Annotated in this window: 19 protein-coding genes; 10 read left to right on the top strand and 9 right to left on the bottom strand. The window is 70.6% G+C overall.

The genetic code is table 11. From position 1 onward, the window contains the following. Positions 1–27: 27 nt before the first annotated feature. From ACIPJY_RS16830 to ACIPJY_RS16820, 3 genes are all read right to left on the bottom strand, one after another. Positions 28–1,392: an NtaA/DmoA family FMN-dependent monooxygenase gene (locus tag ACIPJY_RS16830; RefSeq protein WP_400466859.1), complete on the bottom strand. Its 1,365-nt coding sequence runs from the start codon at positions 1,390–1,392 to the stop codon at positions 28–30. Positions 1,393–1,466: 74 nt separating this feature from the next. Further along, complete coding sequence (locus tag ACIPJY_RS16825) at positions 1,467–1,907, bottom strand: hypothetical protein (RefSeq protein WP_400466862.1); 441 nt, start codon at positions 1,905–1,907, stop codon at positions 1,467–1,469. Positions 1,908–1,977: 70 nt separating this feature from the next. Continuing rightward, positions 1,978–2,916, bottom strand: a complete 939-nt coding sequence (locus ACIPJY_RS16820) for a hypothetical protein (RefSeq protein ID WP_400466865.1) — start codon at positions 2,914–2,916, stop codon at positions 1,978–1,980. Positions 2,917–3,090: 174 nt separating this feature from the next. Between ACIPJY_RS16820 and ACIPJY_RS16815 the strand changes: the two genes are divergently transcribed. The 9 genes from ACIPJY_RS16815 to ACIPJY_RS16775 all read left to right on the top strand — a co-directional run bounded on the left by ACIPJY_RS16815 (position 3,091) and on the right by ACIPJY_RS16775 (position 13,455). Next, complete coding sequence (locus tag ACIPJY_RS16815; RefSeq protein ID WP_400466868.1) at positions 3,091–5,253, top strand: MDR family MFS transporter; 2,163 nt, start codon at positions 3,091–3,093, stop codon at positions 5,251–5,253. Positions 5,254–5,311: 58 nt separating this feature from the next. After that, positions 5,312–5,908: a TetR/AcrR family transcriptional regulator gene (locus tag ACIPJY_RS16810; protein ID WP_400466871.1), complete on the top strand. Its 597-nt coding sequence runs from the start codon at positions 5,312–5,314 to the stop codon at positions 5,906–5,908. A 209-nt stretch (positions 5,909–6,117) separates the two neighbouring features. Next, on the top strand, positions 6,118–7,458 hold the full coding sequence (locus ACIPJY_RS16805; RefSeq protein WP_400466873.1) for an enolase C-terminal domain-like protein: 1,341 nt from the start codon (positions 6,118–6,120) through the stop codon (positions 7,456–7,458). Positions 7,459–7,567: 109 nt separating this feature from the next. Next, on the top strand, positions 7,568–8,803 hold the full coding sequence (locus ACIPJY_RS16800; protein WP_400466876.1) for an ABC transporter substrate-binding protein: 1,236 nt from the start codon (positions 7,568–7,570) through the stop codon (positions 8,801–8,803). A 108-nt stretch (positions 8,804–8,911) separates the two neighbouring features. Continuing rightward, positions 8,912–9,886, top strand: coding sequence for a carbohydrate ABC transporter permease (locus ACIPJY_RS16795; protein ID WP_400466879.1), 975 nt, complete (start codon positions 8,912–8,914; stop codon positions 9,884–9,886). Continuing rightward, positions 9,879–10,787, top strand: coding sequence for a carbohydrate ABC transporter permease (locus ACIPJY_RS16790; RefSeq protein ID WP_400466882.1), 909 nt, complete (start codon positions 9,879–9,881; stop codon positions 10,785–10,787). Before ACIPJY_RS16795 ends, ACIPJY_RS16790 begins: the two co-directional genes overlap by 8 nt. Positions 10,788–10,850: 63 nt before the next feature. Next, positions 10,851–12,176, top strand: a complete 1,326-nt coding sequence (locus ACIPJY_RS16785) for an alpha-L-fucosidase (RefSeq protein WP_400466885.1) — start codon at positions 10,851–10,853, stop codon at positions 12,174–12,176. Continuing rightward, complete coding sequence (locus ACIPJY_RS16780) at positions 12,176–12,499, top strand: L-rhamnose mutarotase (protein WP_400466888.1); 324 nt, start codon at positions 12,176–12,178, stop codon at positions 12,497–12,499. Before ACIPJY_RS16785 ends, ACIPJY_RS16780 begins: the two co-directional genes overlap by 1 nt. Continuing rightward, positions 12,496–13,455, top strand: coding sequence for an aldo/keto reductase (locus tag ACIPJY_RS16775; protein WP_400466890.1), 960 nt, complete (start codon positions 12,496–12,498; stop codon positions 13,453–13,455). The genes ACIPJY_RS16780 and ACIPJY_RS16775 overlap by 4 nt, the downstream gene beginning before the upstream one ends. Positions 13,456–13,607: 152 nt before the next feature. On the opposite strand, the gene ACIPJY_RS16770 is transcribed toward ACIPJY_RS16775, so the two are convergent. From ACIPJY_RS16770 to ACIPJY_RS16745, 6 genes are all read right to left on the bottom strand, one after another. Further along, positions 13,608–13,886 (bottom strand): GlsB/YeaQ/YmgE family stress response membrane protein, encoded by a 279-nt coding sequence (locus tag ACIPJY_RS16770; protein ID WP_400466893.1) that lies wholly within the window; start codon positions 13,884–13,886, stop codon positions 13,608–13,610. 113 nt (positions 13,887–13,999) lie between these two features. Further along, the gene (locus ACIPJY_RS16765; protein WP_400466896.1) at positions 14,000–14,677 is read right to left on the bottom strand and encodes a FadR/GntR family transcriptional regulator; all 678 of its coding nucleotides are present in this window, start codon (positions 14,675–14,677) and stop codon (positions 14,000–14,002) included. 103 nt (positions 14,678–14,780) lie between these two features. Then, positions 14,781–15,533, bottom strand: a complete 753-nt coding sequence (locus ACIPJY_RS16760; protein WP_400466899.1) for an SDR family NAD(P)-dependent oxidoreductase — start codon at positions 15,531–15,533, stop codon at positions 14,781–14,783. After that, the gene (locus tag ACIPJY_RS16755) at positions 15,533–16,381 is read right to left on the bottom strand and encodes a fumarylacetoacetate hydrolase family protein (RefSeq protein WP_400466902.1); all 849 of its coding nucleotides are present in this window, start codon (positions 16,379–16,381) and stop codon (positions 15,533–15,535) included. The genes ACIPJY_RS16760 and ACIPJY_RS16755 overlap by 1 nt, the downstream gene beginning before the upstream one ends. 60 nt (positions 16,382–16,441) lie before the next feature. After that, positions 16,442–17,362, bottom strand: a complete 921-nt coding sequence (locus ACIPJY_RS16750) for an amidohydrolase family protein (protein ID WP_400466904.1) — start codon at positions 17,360–17,362, stop codon at positions 16,442–16,444. A 167-nt stretch (positions 17,363–17,529) separates the two neighbouring features. Continuing rightward, positions 17,530–17,793, bottom strand: a complete 264-nt coding sequence (locus ACIPJY_RS16745; protein WP_400466905.1) for a glutaredoxin family protein — start codon at positions 17,791–17,793, stop codon at positions 17,530–17,532. A gap of 73 nt (positions 17,794–17,866) precedes the next feature. Here ACIPJY_RS16745 and ACIPJY_RS16740 point away from each other — a divergent pair, with 73 nt between their 5' ends. Further along, entirely contained in the window at positions 17,867–18,820 is a 954-nt protein-coding gene (locus tag ACIPJY_RS16740) for a PrsW family intramembrane metalloprotease (RefSeq protein ID WP_400466908.1), read from the top strand. Positions 18,821–18,823: the final 3 nt, after the last annotated feature.

Raw genomic sequence — 18,823 nt, 5'->3', positions numbered from 1 at the left:
ACGACCCGCTCTGGTGGCGGCTCCGGGTCAGGCGGGGACGCTCGTCCGGCGGTGTGTCGCGGCCGGGTGCGACGCGGGGAGCCGCGCCGGTCCGCCGGTCACGCGTTCGCGCAGCGTCTCGCCGTCCGTGTAGCGCTCCGGCAGGCGCCCGCGCTCCCGGAGGAGCGGGGTGACGTACGTGCCGAAGTCCCGCACGGTGTCGAACGAGTGGTACTGCCGCAGGTTGATCCCGTCGATGCCGTCGTCGTCGAGCCAACCCTCGATCTGCTCCGTGACCGCCTCGGGAACGCCGGCCGCCCAGAACGCCCCGTGCCACGCCTCGTTGACGCGGTCGAGCAGCTCGCCGACGGTCGCGTCGAGTGCGACGCGGCCGACCAGGCGTTCGCCGCCCTCGACCCCCTCGGCCTCGAGCGCGTCCCGCACCGTGCGGTTGCGCGGGTGCGACAGTGCGTCGAAGGGGACGCTGCCGTGGACGAGCGGGCCCTCCTCGCTGGCGAAGGCCCGGTACTGCGCGACCTTGTCCTCGACCTCGCGCTGGGTCGGCGCCGTGATCACCGCGGCCTGGGTGACGAAGCGGACGTCGCCGCGGTCGCGTCCCGCGGCCTGGGCGGCGTCACGGACCGCGTTCGCGGTGCGCTCCACGCCGTGGCCGCCGGTGAAGACCACCTCGGCGTGCCGGCCGGCGCGGGCGATGCCGGCGGGGGAGCCGGTCGCCAGGAACAGGGTCGGTGTGCGCTGCAGCGACGGCTCGGACAGGTGCGGCCCGGCGACGCTGAAGTGCTCGCCGACGTGGTCGATCGCGTGCACCTTCTCCGGGTCGGTGTAGACCCCGCGCTCGGCGTCCCGGAGCACGGCGTCGTCCTCCCACGAGCCCTCCCACAGCTGGTAGAGGACGTCGAGGTACTCGTCCGCGATCTCGTACCGGGTGTCGTGCGGGATCTCCGTCGCCAGGCCGAAGTTCCGCGCGGCGTTCGGCAGGTAGCTCGTGACGACGTTCCACCCGACGCGGCCGTTCGTCAGGTGGTCGAGCGTCGACATCCGCCGGGCGAAGGCGAACGGCGGCTCGTAGCTGGTCGAGAAGGTGATGCCGAAGCCGAGGTGCTCGGTGACCGCGGCCATCGCCGGCACCACGAGCATCGGGTCGTTGTTCGGGATCTGGAGTCCCTCGCGCAGGGCCGGGGCCGCCGAGCCGCCGTACACGTCGTACGCGCCGAGGACGTCGGCGATGAAGACGGCGTCGAACTGACCGGCCTCGGCCGTGCGCGCGAGTTCGGTCCAGTACCGGATGTCGGTGTAGCGGTGTCGGTTGTTGCCCGGGATCCGCCAGAGACCGTGCGTGATGTGCCCGACACAGTTCATCTCGAAGACGTTGAGGAGGAGGCGCTTCGGCATGCACGAAGGCTACGGAGGGGTGGTCGCTCGGTGCCGGTTCGTGACCTCGTGTTGCACCGCGGGGGTCGGAGCGCCTAGGCCTGGTCGGGGTCGGATCGGTCCTCGTCGGAGTCGCCGCCGTCGGCATCGACCCGGCCGTTGCCGCTGTTGTCGGCGTCGGCCCGGTCGTTCCCGATCTCGCTCGCGTTGCCGGAGGCGAGTCGCTCCTGCCAGACGATCGCAGAGGCAGCGCCGCCCAGGACGTCCTCGACGGATCGCCCGGTCTGCGCTGCGAGTGCCCCGCTCAGGCCGGCGGTGATGGTGCCGCCCGCCGAGGCCAGGCGCTGCACCACCTCCTCCTGCCGGGGGGTCAGCGGTTCGTCGACCAGGTCGTCGATGGTCTCGCGGATGTTCTCTTCGCTCGCGTTCAGAGCCGCCTCGTCGCCGGAGTGCAGCGCTGCTGCCTCGCCGACGACGACGAGTCCGAGCCGCGCAGCGTCCGCTTCGGGACGGTGGCTTTCGTGCTCGTCGTTCATTCGGTGGACCGTACGCGCGGCCCCATCGCGGTTCCTGGACATCCGGGGGACCGATGGCCGGAGAGCTGCCCTACTCGCCCCAGCGGCGGAGGAGCCACCGCGCCGCTGCCACGCCTTCGGTGCGCTGGAAGTCGCGGATCGTCGGCATGTTCGGCGGTGCCGGCTGTGCGGCCTTCTCGAGGAACATCCCGGCGAGTCCGGCGAGCACCGCGTCGACGGACTCCGACGGCACCCCGGCGAACACCGCGTGCGTCGCGAGGTGCCGCTCCACGTCGACGTCCTCGCCGCGGACCAGTGCGTCGAGCAGGTAGGTGAGCGCGTCGAGCCAGTGCGCACCGACGCCCGCCCACGGCCAGTCCACGACCCAGACGAGCCCGTCGGCGTCGAGCAGCAGGTTGTCCGCGCGGCAGTCGAGGTGCGCGAGGTGCGCCCCGTCGACCGCTGCCGCTCCCGCGCGCGCCGCGATCGCCATCCGACCCGCGTGCGCGCCGACGTCCTCCGGGACCACCGCGGGGAGCGTGCCGGACGCGAGCATCCGGTCCCACGCGGCGAAGTCGTCCGCCAGGTCCGCGGCGATCCGCGGCAGGTCGGCGAGCGTCCCGGTCGCGACGGGCAACGTGTCGAGTGCGTCGAGCACCGCCGTGACGTCCGAGCCGTCGCGTGCGGCGCCGGGGTGCTGCCCGTCGACGTCGTCGAGCACGAGGGCGATCCAGTCGTCACCGTCGACGGACGTCGTGAGCGCTGCCCGGAGCCGGGGTGCGCGCACGGTGGGCGGCAAGGCGGAGACCACCCGGGCCTCCCGTTCGTGGAATCCGTACCCGTCCGCGTTCCGTGACCGGGACAGCGTCTTCACGAACGCCCGGGTGCCGTCCGCCGTCGTGACGCGGTCGGCGCCGCCGGGGGAGTACCCGCCCGGTTGCGAGACGGCGGCGACCACGGGGCTGCCGAGCACCGCTTCCACGCGTGTGCGCACTGCGCCAGGGACGTCGGTCCAGGTGGTTCTCCCCATGCCGGTCGACGGTATCGGACCGGCCGCGAACCACCGTCGAAGCTGAAGGTGCGTTCAACAACCTGCACGATGGGCAACTTTGCGGTGGCAGCAAGTCTTCCTGCGATGTAAACTTGCACGGTCTGCAAGGAAGCGGACCGATCACGAACCACGAATCGCCCTGAAGGACTCCCCATGTCAACTGCCACTGCACCCGTCACGGTGTCGGGCGGACGATCATCGGCACCGGCGACCGCGCCGGGCAAGCCGATCATGTCGCACCGCCAGATCCTCCTCGTCATCTACGGCCTGATGGCCGGCATGTTCCTGTCGTCCCTGGACCAGACGATCGTCGGCACGGCGATCCGCACGATCGGTGACGACCTGCACGGGCTCGACCAGCAGGCCTGGGTCACCACCGCGTACCTCATCGCGAGCACCATCACCACGCCGATCTACGGCAAGCTCTCCGACGTCTTCGGCCGCCGCCCGCTCTACATCTTCGGCATCGCGGTCTTCATCCTCGGCTCGCTGCTCTCGACGATGTCGACGTCGATGATCATGCTCGCGGCCTTCCGTGCCTTCCAGGGCATCGGTGCCGGAGCGCTGATGTCGCTGCCGCTCGCGATCATGGGCGACATCCTCGCCCCGCGTGAGCGTGCCAAGTACCAGGGCTACTTCCTCGCGGTCTTCGGCATCTCGAGCGTCATCGGCCCGCTGATCGGCGGCCTCTTCGCCGGTGCGGACCAGATCCTCTGGATCACCGGCTGGCGCTGGGTCTTCCTGGTGAACGTCCCGATCGGTGTCGGTGCGCTCCTCATGGTCATCGCCTTCCTGCACCTGCCGAAGTTCGGCGACGCCAAGGCGAAGCCGCGCATCGACTGGTGGGGTGCCACCTCGGTCATCGCGACCCTGGTGCCGCTGCTCCTCGTGGCCGAACAGGGCCGCACCTGGGGCTGGGGCTCGGCCGGCGCGATCGCCTGCTACGTGATCGGCGCGCTCGGGCTCGTCGCCTTCCTGGTGATCGAGACGCTGATGAAGGACGACGCGATCATCCCGCTGAAGCTCTTCCGTTCGAGCGTGTTCTCGATGGCGACGATCCTCGGCTTCCTGGTCGGGTTCGCGATGTTCGGCGCCATGCTGACCATCCCGCTGTACCTGCAGATCGTCACCGGGCTGACCCCGACCGAGTCGGGCTTCGCGACGCTGCCGATGATCGGTGGTCTGATGATCGCGTCGATCGCCTCGGGTCAGATCGTCGCCCGCACCGGCAAGTACCGCCAGTTCCCGATCATCGGCACGGCGCTCGTCTCACTCGGCTACGTCGTCCTGACGTTCATGACGATCGACAAGCCGCTCTGGTTCCTGATGATCGGCATGTTCCTGATCGGCCTCGGCCTCGGCCAGCTCATGCAGAGCATCACGCTCGCCTCGCAGAACTCGGTCCAGCCGCGCGACATGGGCGTGGCCACCAGCTCGGCGACGTTCTTCCGCCAGATCGGTGGAACGCTCGGCACCGCGGTGCTGCTCTCGGTCCTGTTCTCGATCATGCCGACGAACATCGTGCACGCCACGGCGGACAAGGCGAACCTGACGACTGCCCTCGACGCGGCCCTCAACCCGACCGTTGCCACGGCGAAGGCGAACCAGGGCGTCATGGAGCAGATCTGGAACCCGATCGTCACCCCGATCAAGCAGCAGGTCGCCTCGGGTCTCGCGTCCGGGACCACGGCGGCGAAGCAGGCTGCCGACCAGGCCGTCACCGAGCAGGTCACCGCTGCGGTGCAGGCCCAGGTCGCGGCGGGCACCGTCCCGGCGGCGGCAGCGCAGACGGTCATCGACCAGCAGGTCGCAGCGGCCACCCCGGCTGCCGAGGCCACCGCGCTCGCACAGGCTGCCGACAAGGCGCACGCCACGGTGTCCGACGGCGCCCTGGTGGTCGACTGGTCGGATAAGGACGACCGGACGTACTACGTGGACCAGGTCGTCCCGACGCTCGTCAAGCAGATCGACAAGGGCACCGGCTCCTCGAGCAGCTCGAGCGCGGAGACCAGTGACACGTCGTACCTCAACGGTGCGAACCCGGCGCTCACCCGTCCGTTCATGACCGGGTTCAACGCCTCGGCCGTGACCGTGTACTGGGTCGGCTTCGCGGTGATCCTGCTCGCGTTCGTGCTCAGCTTCTTCTTCAAGGCGCCGCCGCTCCGCAAGAGCTCGGCCCTGCAGGAGCAGGCAGACGCCGACGGGACGGCCGACGACCTCGAGGTCCAGGCAGTCGCCGCCGCGAACACGATGGGCTCGCCGACGGCGCCGTCCACCGGTTCGATCCCCGTCCAGCGTCCCCGGTCGGACGCGTAGACCCCTCGGGGCCTCCCGCCGTGCGGCGGGAGGCCCCGACTCGGATCAGGAGCACCACGTGAGCACCACCGAAGCGCTGGACACAGCCGTCGATCCCGAGTCGTGCGGACTCCGGGAGCGCAAGAAGCAGCGCACCCGGCAGTCCATCCACGAGGCGGCGCTCGCCCTCGTCACGGAGCGCGGGCTCGCCGGTGTCACCGTCGAGGAGATCTGCGCCGACGCCGGGGTCTCCCCGCGGACGTTCTTCAACTACTTCCCGTCGAAGGGCAACGCGGCGCTCGGACTGCCGGCGACCGCGGTCCCGACCGAGGCCACGGCGGTCTTCCTCGACTCCGACGGCCCCCTGGTCGCCGACCTCTGCCGGCTCGTCGCGCACACCGTCGACCTGCCGGCGGACCGCTCGCGGATGAAGGCGCTCGTGCAGGCCAGGCCCGAGATGGTCCCGACGATGCTGCAGTGGATGGCGGAGGCGCGGCTCGCGGTCTACCGGATCGCATGCGAGCGCACAGACGCCGAAACCGCCCGCACGGCGGTGACGCTCGTGATGGCGGCCGTGATCGAGACCGCGCACCGCGTCACGGTCGGTTCGCACGACGAACTCGCGGCTCGCGTGCGCGGTGTTGTCGCAGAGATGGGACGTCTGGCCGCGTCCTGAGCGTCCGGACTCGGTTGCCCGCAACCACCCACGCGCGCTCCCACCCACTCGCGCCCGCGTGGTGAGTCGAATCGCGCGTAGGTGGTCGGAACTTCGGACTGCCCACGCGCGATTCGACTTCCTGGGCGTGGGGAGGGCTTGACGCGGCAGACATCCGATGTTTTGATTGCCCCGTTCGGTCGACGATGACCGGACGGGCAGGAGCAACGATGAGCCGCATCACCGGTCTGCGCGTGCGTGACATCCGGTTCCCCACCTCGCGGGAACACGACGGGTCCGACGCGATGAACCCGGCTCCCGACTACTCCGCCGCGTACGTCGAGATCACGACGGACGCCCCCGACGGTCACACCGGCTCCGCGTTCGTCTTCACGATCGGCCGCGGCAACGAGGTGCAGGAGGCAGCGATCGCCGCCCTCCGCGGGCACGTCGTCGGGCGGGACGCCGAAGCGCTCCTCACGGACATGGGCGGGACGTGGCGGGCCATGGTGCACGACTCGCAGCTGCGGTGGCTCGGCCCGGAGAAGGGCGTCATGCACATGGCGATCGGCGCCGTGGTGAACGCCCTCTGGGACCTCCGGGCGAAGCGCGCCGGACAGCCGCTGTGGGCACTGCTGGCGAACATGAGCCCCCGGGAGCTCGTCGACCTGGTGGACTTCCGCTACCTCACCGACGCGCTCACCCCGGCCGACGCCCTGGCGCTCCTGGAGCTGGCGGTCCCGCTCCGTGCCGAGCGGCGCCGCACGCTCGAGCAGCTCGGCTACCCGGCCTACACGACCACGCCGGGGTGGCTCGGCTACGACGACGAGAAGCTCGCGCGCCTCTGCCGCGAGGCCGTCGACGACGGCTTCACCCAGATCAAGCTCAAGGTCGGCGGCGACGTCGACGAGGACGTCCGCCGGATGGGCATCGCCCGCGACGTGGTCGGTCCGGACATCCGGATCGCCATCGACGCGAACCAGCGCTGGGACGTCGACGAGGCCGTGGCGTGGATCGACCGACTCCGCCCGTTCGACGTCGCCTGGGTCGAGGAGCCGACGAGCCCCGACGACGTCCTGGCACACGCCGCGATCGCCCGCCGCATCGCGCCGATCCCGGTGGCGACGGGGGAGCACATGGCGAACCGCGTCATCGCGAAGCAGCTCATCCAGGCCGGGGCGATGTCCGTCCTGCAGATCGACGCGACCCGGGTCGCCGGGGTGAACGAGAACCTGGCGATCCTGCTGCTCGCCGCGAAGCACGGCGTCCGGGTCTGCCCGCACGCCGGTGGCGTCGGCCTCTGCGAGGCGGTCCAGCACCTCTCGATGTTCGACGCCGTGGCGCTCTCCGGGGCGCTCGACGACCGGTGCATCGAGTACGTCGACCACCTGCACGAGCACTTCGTGACCCCGGTCGACGTGCACGACGGCCGGTACTGGCCACCGACCGCGCCGGGCGCCGGCACGGAGATGCTCGCCGGGTCCCTCGACACGTACTCCTACCCCGACGGACCGGTCTGGGCGACCGACACAGCCGTCGACCCGATGCGCGACGCGATCCGGGTCGCCTGACACCCGACGAGCCGACGAGCCGACAAGCCGACAAGCCGACAAGCCGGCAAGCCAACAAGCAAGCACGACACCACCAACACCCGATCACCACGACGAAGTGGAGACACCCATGCAACGACGTTTCATCGCGGGGATCGCGGCAGCAGCTGCCGCGGCCCTCGTCCTCACGGGCTGTTCCGCAGGGAGCAGCGCCAGCGACGGCCAGTCGAAGGACGCCCTCACCTGGGCGATGTGGATCGGCGGGAAGGAGGACAAGGCCGCGTGGCAGAAGGTCGCCGACACCGTCGACACGAAGGACAGCGTGAAGGTCACCATCCAGGGCTCGCCGTTCAACGACTACTGGACGAAGCTCCGCACGCAGCTCTCCACCGGCACCGCACCCTGCATCGTCAGCATCCAGTCGCTGCGGGCCGCGAACTACACGGACGTCCTGGTCCCGCTCGACGACCTCGCGAAGAAGGCCGACCTGGACCTCAGCGAGTACGACCAGACCGCGCTCACCGGCATGAAGGTGGACGGGAAGCTCTACGGCCTGCCGTACGACACCGGCCCCATGCTCGTGTTCTACAACAAGGACCTGCTCGCGAAGGCCGGCGTCGACGACCCGAAGCCAGGCTGGACGACGGACGAGTTCGAGGCGGCAGCGGCGAAGCTCAAGGCCGCCGGCACCACCGCGTACGGCACGAGCATCGCGGACATCCCGCTCGAGTCCCAGATCCTCGGCTACAACGGCGGTCGGGTGATCACCGAGAGCGGCAAGCTCGACGCCACCGACGCGAAGTTCGCCGACGGACTCGACTGGCTCGCGGGCCTGGTGAAGAAGGGCTACGCCACGCAGGCGTCGTCCGACTCGTCGGCCGACGGCAACGCCTTCGTCAGCGGCGACGTCGCGATGTACAGCGACGGCCCCTGGTCGCTCATCAGCCAGAAGGCCAAGGTCAAGTTCGACCTCGGCGTCACCACCGTGCCGTCCGGCACGTCCGGGGCGTCGTCGTACGCGGCCGGCTCCGGCTTCGGTGTCTCGAAGCAGTGCAAGTACCCGGACCAGGCGTTCAAGGCCATCGAGACGATGACGAGCGAGCCCGTCCTCACCTCGCTCGCGGAGCAGGGTCGCGCCTTCCCGGCACGGACCGCGGCGCAGCAGGCCTGGTACGACAACGCCGGCATCGACGGCGCCGAGGACACGCTCAAGGCCGCGCTCGACAAGGCGACCCCGCTGCCGGGCAACAAGCAGAGCGACCAGCTGAACCAGCTGTTCACGCAGTACGCCCTGCAGGCGGTCAACGGGCAGACGAGCGGCAAGGACACGATGTCCTCGATCGCGAGCCAGCTCGGCTCGCAGTGACCGGCGTCACCCCGTGACGGACTGGAGGCCGTGCTCGCCTCGTGCGCACAGCCTCCAGTCCGCCCCATCCCTGCTCCAGGACCGCGCGAACGACGAGGAGGTCGTCGCATGACCACCATCCAGGACCCCGCGACCGAGACGGCGGTGCCCGCCGTCGCGACCGCGGTCGCTGCGGGCGCACCCCGCCGCCGAGGCGGTGGTGACCAGGCGGGCGAGGTCGGACGCCGATCGTGGTGGGGCGCCGCGTTCGCCGGGCCGCACTCGATCGGGCTCGTCGTGTTCACGGCGTTCCCGATCCTGGCGTCGCTCGTCGTCAGCTTCATGAACTGGCCGATGCTCGGCGAACGCACGTTCGCCGGCTTCGCGAACTACGAGAAGCTCTTCACCGACCCGATCTTCCGCACGGTGACGCTGAACACCGTCGTGTTCGTGGTGCTCTACGTGCCGCTCAATCTGGTCGTGTCACTCGGACTCGCAGCCTGGCTGACACCGAAGATCAAGCACCGACACGTCTTCCGGGTGCTCTTCTTCATCCCGACCGTGACGCCCATCGTCGCGAACGTCGTCGTCTGGCGGATGCTCTACCAACCCGGTGGTGCGATCGACGCGACCCTGCAGTCCACCATCGGTGTGCACGCGCCGAACTTCCTCGCCGACGACAAGTGGGCGATGCTCGCCGTCGTCGCGATGAGCGTCTGGCAGGGGTTCGGCTACAACATGCTGATCTTCTCGGCGGCCCTCGACTCGGTGCCGGAGAACCAGCTCGAGGCGGCGGAACTCGACGGGGCGAACGCGTGGCAGATGTTCTGGCGGATCAAGTTCCCGCTCATCTCGCCGTCGATCTTCTTCGCCACGATGATGACCCTGATCACGTCGTTCCAGGTGTTCGTGCAGCCGTTCGTGCTGACGAAGGGCGGGCCGGGCACCGCGACGGAGACCCTGGTGCAGTACATCTACAACACGGGCTTCCAGACGCAGCAGCTCGGACTCGCCTCGGCAGGTGCCTGGGTGCTGTTCGTCATCATCCTCGGGATCACGGCCGTCCAGTTCCTCGGGCAGAAGCGGTGGGTGCACTATGAGTGAGCTGACCAGGGTCCGTCCCACCACCTCGGCGAACCGGACCGTGAACCCCCGGTCGCTGCCGCGTCGCACCCGGCAGGTGGGCCGTGTCCGGCACGCCGTCGGGTACGTGCTGCTGTGTCTCGTCGCCCTGCTGTTCATCGCGCCGCTCGTGTACATGGTGGCGACGAGCCTGAAACCCGCATCGGAGACGTTCACGACGCCGCCGACGCTGTGGGGCTCGTCCTTCGAGTGGTCGAACTACGTGCAGGCGTTCACGTACCTGCCGTTCGCGCGGTTCATCCTGAACGGGGTGTTCGTCGCCGCCGCCGGCACGATCATCAACGTCGCCGTCGCGGCACTGTCCGGGTACGCGTTCTCGCGGCTCCGGTGGCGCGGCCGGAACGCGGTGTTCGTGCTCTTCCTCGCGACGCTGATGATCCCGCAGGACGTGCTCGTCATCCCGATGTACGTGATGATGCAGGGCTTCGGGTGGGTGGACACGTTCCAGGCGCTCATCATCCCGTGGGCCTTCACGGCACTCGGCGCGTTCCTGGTCCGGCAGTTCTTCCTCACCGTCCCGCAGGAGCTCGACGACGCCGCCCGGGTCGACGGGGCCGGTGCCGTCCGGACCTTCTTCTCGGTGATGCTCCCGCTCGCCCGGCCGACCCTGGCCGTGCTCGCGGTGTTCTCGTTCATCTCCTACTGGAACTCGTTCCTGTGGCCGCTCGTCGTCGTGAACGACGTGGAGGCGCACGGCACCATCCCGCTCGGCCTGCAGCAGTTCTTCGGACAGCAGGGCAGCGAGTGGAACCTCGTGATGGCCGCGTCGGTGATCTCGATGCTGCCGACCGTCATCCTGCTGGTGTTCCTGCAGAAGCACCTCGTCAAGGGCATCGTCACATCCGGCCTCGGCGGCCGTTGACCCGTCGCTCCTCCGCTCGTCCGCTCGTCCGCTCGTCCGCTCGTCCAGAAAGGGATCCACCGCATGACCATCACCGCACCTGCAGCGCCGCAGACCGCGACCGACGCGTCCGGACTGCCCGCGTGGTTCACCCACGACCGCTTCGGCATGTTCATCCACTGGGGCCTCTACGCCCTGCCCGCACGGCACGAGTGGGTGAAGAACCGCGAGCGGATCACCGACGCCGACTACCAGCGGTACTTCGACCACTTCGACCCGGACCTGTTCGACCCGGCCGACTGGGCGCGACGGGCACGGGAGGCCGGCATGAAGTACGCCGTCCTCACCACGAAGCACCACGAGGGCTTCGCGCTCTGGGACTCCGCGCTCACCGACTACAAGGCCACGAACACCCCGTTCGGCCGGGACATCGTGCGCGAGTTCGTGGACGCGTTCCGTGCCGAGGGGATCCGGATCGGCTTCTACCACTCGCTCATCGACTGGCACCACCCGGACTTCACCATCGACGGCGTGCACCCGCGCCGCGACGACGGCGACGCCGCGATCGCCGCGCTCAACGAGGGTCGCGACATGGCCCGCTACCGCGAGTACCTGCACGGGCAGGTGACCGAGCTGCTGACCGACTACGGGCGGATCGACTACCTGTTCTACGACTTCTCGTACCGGGACAACGACCACGAGGACATCTGGGGCGGCAAGGGCCGCGACGACTGGGGGTCGGAGGAGCTCATGGCCCTCACGCGGCGCCTGCAGCCGGGCATCATCGTGAACGACCGGCTCGACATCCCCGGCGACATCGTCACCCCGGAGCAGTACCAGCCCGACAAGCCGATGGAGGTCGACGGGGTACCGGTGCCGTGGGAGGCCTGCCAGACGTTCAACGGGTCGTGGGGCTACGACCGCGACAACCAGGACGTGAAGAGCGTCGATCTGCTCGTCCGGATGCTCAGCGACGGGGTGTCGAACAACGGGAACATGCTGCTCAACGTGGGCCCGACCGGTCGCGGGGAGTTCGACCCCGTCGCCCGTCGTGCGCTCGCCGGCATCGGGGAGTGGATGCACCAGCACGACCGCTCCGTGTACGGCGCCGGTCCCTCGACCTTCACGGCACCCTCCGGCACCGTCTTCACGCAGCGGGGCGACCGGCTCTACCTGCACCTGTACACGTGGCCCTTCGAGCACGTGCACCTGCCCGACCTCGCCGGTCGTGTGGCGTACGCGCAGTTCCTGCACGACGCGTCCGAGCTGCACTTCCGCGAGATCCCGCCGGGGACCCGCGCGCAGAACACCGGGCTCGGCGGACAGCCCGCCGGGACGCTGACGCTGACGCTCCCGGTGGTGCGGCCGGACGTGGCGGTGCCCGTCGTCGAGCTGTTCCTCCGCGACTGATGCAGCGGATCCTCTCTCGCACCAGGCTGCGGGCGGGTCGCGAGGCCGCCTACGAAGAGGCGCACGCTGCGATCCCGCCCGAGCTCGTCGCGCGCCTCCGCGACGCCGGGGTGACGAACTGGAGCATCTGGCGGGACGGGCAGGACCTCATCCACCTCATCGAGGTGACGGACTACCGGGCGATGCGCCGCTCCCTGGCGGACGACCCGGTGAACGCCGCCTGGCAGGAGGTCATCAACCCGCTGCTCGAGGCGGACGACGACTACTCCGGGAACGACGACGGGGTGCCGCTCGTGTGGACGCTGTCGGGGCAGACGTCGTGACCGCGCCGTTCGACCTGGACACCGGTCCGTTCTGGTTCGGCGGCGCCGGCATCGGGAACCTGCTCCACCCGGTGACGGACGACGACGCCCGCGCCACCGTCGACGCCGCGTGGGACGCGGGCGTGCGCGGGTTCGACACGGCGCCGCACTACGGGCTCGGGTTGTCCGAACGGCGACTCGGTGCGGCGCTCGTCGACCGCCCACGATCCTCGTACCGGGTGTCGACGAAGGTCGGACGGCTGCTCGTGCCCGGCACCGGCGACGGCACCGACCTCGCCTCCGGCGGGTTCGCGGTACCGAACGACCTGGTGCGGCAGTGGGACCCGTCGCCGTCCGGGGTCCGTCGGTCGCTCGACGAGTCCCTCGAGCGCCTCGGGCTCGACCACGTCGACATCGCGTACCTGCACGACCCGGACGTGTACTCGCTGACGGACGGCCTGACCCAGGCTCTGCCGGCGCTCGCCGCGCTCCGGGACGAGGGAGTCGTGCAGGCCGTCGGGGTCGGGTCGAACTCGGTGTCCGCACTGTCGGCTGCCGTGGACACCGGGCTCTGCGACGTGGTCATGCTCGCCGGGCGGTACACGCTGCTCGAACAGCCCGCGGCCGAGCTCGTCGCCCGCTGCGCCGCGGTCGGGGTCGACGTCGTCGCGGTCGGCGTCTACAACTCGGGGCTGCTCAGCAACCCGCTGCCGGCGCCGGACACCACGTACGACTACGCCCCGGCGCCGGCATCGGTGCTGGAGCGGGCCCGGGCGCTCGCCGCGGTCTGTTCGCGACACGGGGTCACGCTGCCCGAGGCCGCACTGGCCTTCCCGCGCCGGGCTCCGGCGGTGCGCACGGTCGCGGTCGGCGCCCAGTCCGCGTCGCAGGTGCGGGAGAACGCGGCACGCGCTGCCGTGACCATCCCCGAGGACCTGTGGGCCGACCTGCGCGCCGAGGGCCTGCTCCCCGCCTGACGGCGAGGCGACGGCCCCTGCCGCGTCCGCGCTGCCAGCCGCGCGCCTGGTGTCAGACGGACCCGCACAACGAAAAGCGGCTCGCGCCACGGAGAACCGTGGTGCGAGCCGCTTCCGGTGGTGCGGCGCCGATCGGCACCGCTGCGCTGGTGTCAGCGGCGCGCGGCGCTCCGGCCGGCGAAGCGGGTGTAGATGAAGAGCACGATGACCGCGCCGATCACCGAGCCGATGATGCCGGCCGGCTGGAAGAAGCCGTCCATCGGGTCGTGCTGGAAGATCAGGAACCCGAGGAAGCCGCCGACGAACGAGCCGACGATGCCGAGCACGATGGTCATGAGGATCGAGATGTGCTGCTTCCCCGGGATGATCAGGCGCGCGAGCGCACCGGCGATCAGTCCGATGATGATCAAGCTGATGATGAGACCGAGCACGGTGTCCTCCTGGTGGAACGAACGAATCGGCACCGACGGGTTCGCCGGTGCCGAGGTCAGCCCCTGAGTGAACACGTGATCAACGGCGAGCGCGCACATGTGCGCAGAACGGATCAGTCCAGGGAGCGGCGGAGCCAGCGTTCGACACCCTCGACGTGCGCCACGACGAGGGCCTGCACGAGCTGGGGGTCGCGACGACGGATGGCGTCCACGATGGCGGCGTGCTCGTCGAGCGTGCGCTGGACGGATCCGTTCTGGGTGAGTCCGCGCCAGACCCGCACGCGGACGGTCTTGCTCGACAGGGCGTCGAGGAGTCCGGACAGGTACTGGTTCCCACCGATGCCGGCGATGGTGGAGTGGAAGAGCAGGTCGTGGGCGACGAGGTCCTCGACGCCGGTGTCGTCGTCGACGGTCGCCATCAGCGTCGCGAGCTCGTCGATCTGCTGCTCCGAGGCGCGGGCGGTGGCGAGCACGGCGGACGCTGGCTCCAGGATGCGGCGGACCTCGAGCAGGTCGACCAGGGAGCGGTCGTGGTGCATGTCGACGACGAACGAGACCGCTTCGAGCAGGACCGAGGGTTCGAGGCTCGTCACGTACGTCCCGTCCCCGCGGCGGACGTCGAGCACACGGATCAGCTCGAGTGCCTTCACCGCTTCGCGGAGGCTGTTCCGGGACAGCCCGAGGGACTCGCTCAGCTCCTTCTCCGGCGGCAGGCGCTGCCCGGGAGCGAGCTCGCCGGAGACGATCATCTGCTGGATGCGCGCGATCGCGTCGTCGGTCAGCGAAGCCATGGGGTGCCCTCTTCCTGAGCCGGCTGGGACGGGACCTCCCGACGATACCCGTGCCCAGCCTCCCGGCCGGTACGCCGGATGCGGCGGTGCCGCGAACCGGGCATCAGGCGGGCCGGAGCCGGAGCGCCTGCATGCCGCCGTCGACCGCCAGGTCGACGCCCGTCGTCGAGCGGGCGAGGGGGCTGGTCAGGTACGCGACGGCTTCGGCGACCTCCTCCGGCGCGACCAGCCGGCCGTGCGGCTGACGTGCTTCGAGGGCCAAGCGCTCGGCGGCCGGGTCGTCGGCGGTGGCGAGCAGCCGTCCGACCCACGGGGTGTCCGCGGTGCCCGGGTTCACGGCGTTGACGCGGATGCCCTCCCGGACGTGGTCGGCGGCCATGGCCCGGGTGAGCGCGGCGATGGCCCCCTTCGTCGCGGAGTAGAGCGCCCGCTGTGGCAGGCCGGCGGTCGCGGCGATCGAGCACGTGTTGACGATGCTCGCGTTGCTCGATCCGCGGAGGTGGGGGAGTGCAGCGCGGGAGAGCCGGACGGCGCCGAGGACGTTGACCTCGTACACGCGCCGCCACTCGTCGTCGGGGTTGTCCTCGACCGTGCCCTGGGCGCCGATGCCGGCGTTGTTGACGAGCACGTCGAGCCCACCGAGGGCCTCGACGGCGCTGGCGACCGCGGCGCGGACGCTCTCGTCGTCCCCGACGTCGCACGGGACGGCGATCGTGCCGTCGGTGACGCCGGACGTCTGCAGGTCGAGCACGGCCACCGTCGCCCCGCGCTCCTGGAGTGCCGCGGTGATCGCCGCGCCGATCCCGGAGGCGCCGCCCGTGACGATCGCCCGGAGACCGGCGTGCGTGCCGGGCATCAGGCTGCCCCGACCGTCTGGCGCTGCGAACCGAGGCCCTCCGCCGTCAGCTCGACGACGTCGCCCGGCTGCAGGTACGGGGCGTTGCCGGCGAGCGCGACGCCCGCCGGGGTGCCCGTGCTGATCACGTCGCCCGGGTAGAGGACCATGAACTGGGACAGGTAGCGGACGATCTCCGCCGGTCGGAAGACCATGTCGGCGGTCGTGCCGTCCTGCCGGACCTCGCCGTTCACGCTGAGGCGCAGCGGCAGCGCTGCCGGGTCGACCTCGTCCGGGGTCACGAGCCACGGGCCGAGCGGGTTGAACGTCTCGCAGGACTTGCCCTTGTCCCACTGCCCGCCCCGCTCCAGCTGGAACTCGCGCTCGGAGACGTCGTTCGCGATGGCGTAGCCGGCGATGTGGGTCGCGGCCTCGTCCTCGGACTCGCAGTACTTCGCGACCGACCCGATCACGACGGCGAGCTCGATCTCCCAGTCGGTCTTCGTGCTGGCGCGGGGCACGAGCACCTCGTCGTCCGGGCCGATCACGGTCATCGGGTCCTTCATGAACACGATGGGCTCGGTGGGGATGTCGGCGCCGGTCTCGGCCGCGTGGTCGCGGTAGTTCAGGCCGATGCAGACGACCTTGCCGGGGCGGGCGACCGGGGCGCCGCGGCGCAGGGCGTCGGCGTCCGGGACGGGCTTGAGGTCGCCGGCTTCGCGGGCGTGCCGGACGCGGCCGACGGGGTCGGACGCCAGGAACGCCCCGCTGATGTCGCTGGTGATCGGGCGGAGGTCCCATGCCTGCCCGTCGGTGTCGATGGCCACGGGGACCTCGCGTCCCAGGGGGCCGAGTCGTGCGAACTTCATCGTTCCTCGCTCTCTGTGCTGCTCAGTGCAGCTGTGCTGCACCGGTGCAGCGGAAACATCCTATGTCTGCGGATGGCCGCCAGCAAGGTAGACCCGGGCGGCCGTGCGGTGGAACACGGCGTCGCGCTCGTCGTCGCCGAGGTCCGCGAGGCCGTCCTGCATCGTGGCCAGCACGGTGCCGTAGTCCGCCGCCAGCGTCGACACCGGCCAGTCCGAGCCGTACATCGACCGCTCCGGGCCGAAGAGCTCGACGGCTTCGCGGGCGTAGTGGGCGACCGGACGGTGCTGCCAGTGGGGACCGGCCTCGGTGAGCAGCCCGGACACCTTGCAGCAGACGTTCGGGCGCGCTGCGAGGTCCTGCATGCGGGCACGCCACGCGGTGCGGACGGCGTCGTCGGGCTCGTGGGCGATCGCAGGCTTGCCGGCGTGGTCGAGCACGAACCGGCCCTCCGGGACGGCGTCGACGAGGGCCACGGCAGCGGCGTGCTCCCGGGCGCCGCGGACGAGCAGGTCGAACGCCAGGCCCGCGGCGGCGACCGTACGGACGCCGCGGACCACGGCGGGCCGCGCGAGCCAGTCCGGGTCAGGTTCGTCCTGCGCCTGGTGCCGGATGCCCACCAGTCGCGGGTGCTGCCGGAGCGCGGCGAGCCGGTCGGCCACGTCCGGGGCGGTGAGGTCCACCCACCCGACGACGCCGGCGACGGGAGCGGGCTGGGCGAGGAGCCACGTGGTCTCGCCGGGGTCGTGCACGGCCTGGACGACGATCGTGGCGGTGACGCCGTTGCGGGGGCTGCTGCCTGCGACACCGTCGACGGGTCCGCTGCCGGCGACGTCCCCGGTCGCCACCCCGGTCGCCGCCCCGGTCGCCGCGCGCAGGTCGTCCACGTCGAACCGCCGCCGGAGCGGGGCGACCGAGTCGTCCATCCAGGGGTACGGCCGGTCGGCGGGGTCCCAGAGGTGGTGGTGAGCATCGATGATCACGCGGCCATCATGCCCGATTCATCCGATGTCCGTCGGTCGGAGCATGGCGCCGCTCCGAGGGGTGGCCAGCCGACGAGAGCGACACCGTGCGGTCAGATGCGCCGCGCATTCGGCCGTTCGGTGTCGCTTTCCTCGCGAGCACCGCCGAAAGCAGCGCCCCGCGCCGCTCAGACCACGCCGGACGACTCCAGCTCCGCCTGCAGCTCGGCGTCCGAGGGCTCCACGAAGTGCTTGCCGTTCGGCAGCACCACGACGGGGATGTTCTTGCGCCCGCTGATCGCCTCGGCGCGGGACGCCCCCGACGCCTCTGCCTCGACGTCGACGTAGGTGTACTCCACGCCGAGCTTGTCGAGCAGCGCCTTGGAGCGCCGGCAGTCGCGGCACCAGTCCGCGCCGAACATGGTCACCTGGTCGAAGGTCTCGTCGCTCATGCTCACCAGTACAACAGCGGACCCCCGGACATTCCCGTGAGCAGTCGAGCGGCAGTCGCGGCACGATGGGCCCATGGCCGTGACCAGCGACGCACCCGTGGACCACCCGCACCACCGGCACGGCTGGTGGTGGAAGACGCTCGTCGTCGGATTCGTGCTCTGGGTGGTGACGATCGTGGTCACGGTGCTCACGAGCAACACCAACCTGGTGCCGACGATCATCCTGCTCGGCAGCTTCCTGGTGCCGTTCACCGTCGTCCTGTTCGTGATCGAGCGGGTGACCGGCACCGTGAGCACGATGCAGCTGATCACGGCCTTCTTCGTCGGCGGGATCCTCGGCGTGCTCGGGGCGTCCCTGCTCGAGTCGGACCTGCGGCAGGGCGCTGCGCTCTACCTGTTGGTCGGCTTCGTCGAGGAGTTCGTGAAGGGCGTGCTGCTCGTGGTCGTCGGCTGGCGGGTCCGCCCGAAGACCGCGAGACAGGGGGCGCTCCTCGGGGCGACGGTCGGTGCGGGCTTCGCCGCGTTCGAGTCCGCCGGGTATGCCTTCAACGCCGCCATCACCTCGCGTGGCATCGACCTGGTGTCGCTGCTGCAGACCGAGGTCCTCCGCGCGATCCTCTCCCCGGTCGGGCACGTGCTCTGGACGGCGATCCTGGGTGCCGTGCTGTTCGGCGTCGCGCACGGCCGGCCCCGGTTCCGGTGGACTTGGACCGTCCTGCTCACGTACGTCGTCGTCTCGCTGCTGCACGGGCTCTACGACTCGAACTCGACGATCTCCACGGTCCTGGCGTTCGTCCTCACCGGGACGCCGCTGTCCGCCGCGCAGAACGGGGTGGTGCCGATGTCGATCGCCGGGCTCGCGACGACGCTCTACCTGGTCGGGCTCGCGGTGGTGTCGGCGATCGGCGTCGCCGTGCTGATCGGCGTGCAGGTGCACTTCCGGCGTCGTGCCCGCCGCGAGACGACGGACACCCCCGCGCACACCGCCGGCTGGGACGACGCACCGCCGCCGCACGCGCTCGGCTGAACG

Origin of the sequence: Curtobacterium sp. NPDC090223 (genome assembly GCF_044746585.1) — a bacterium.
Lineage (GTDB): Bacteria > Actinomycetota > Actinomycetes > Actinomycetales > Microbacteriaceae > Curtobacterium.
The sequence above is the reverse complement of the archived record's forward strand: the minus strand, read 5'-3'. Positions and strand labels throughout refer to the sequence as shown.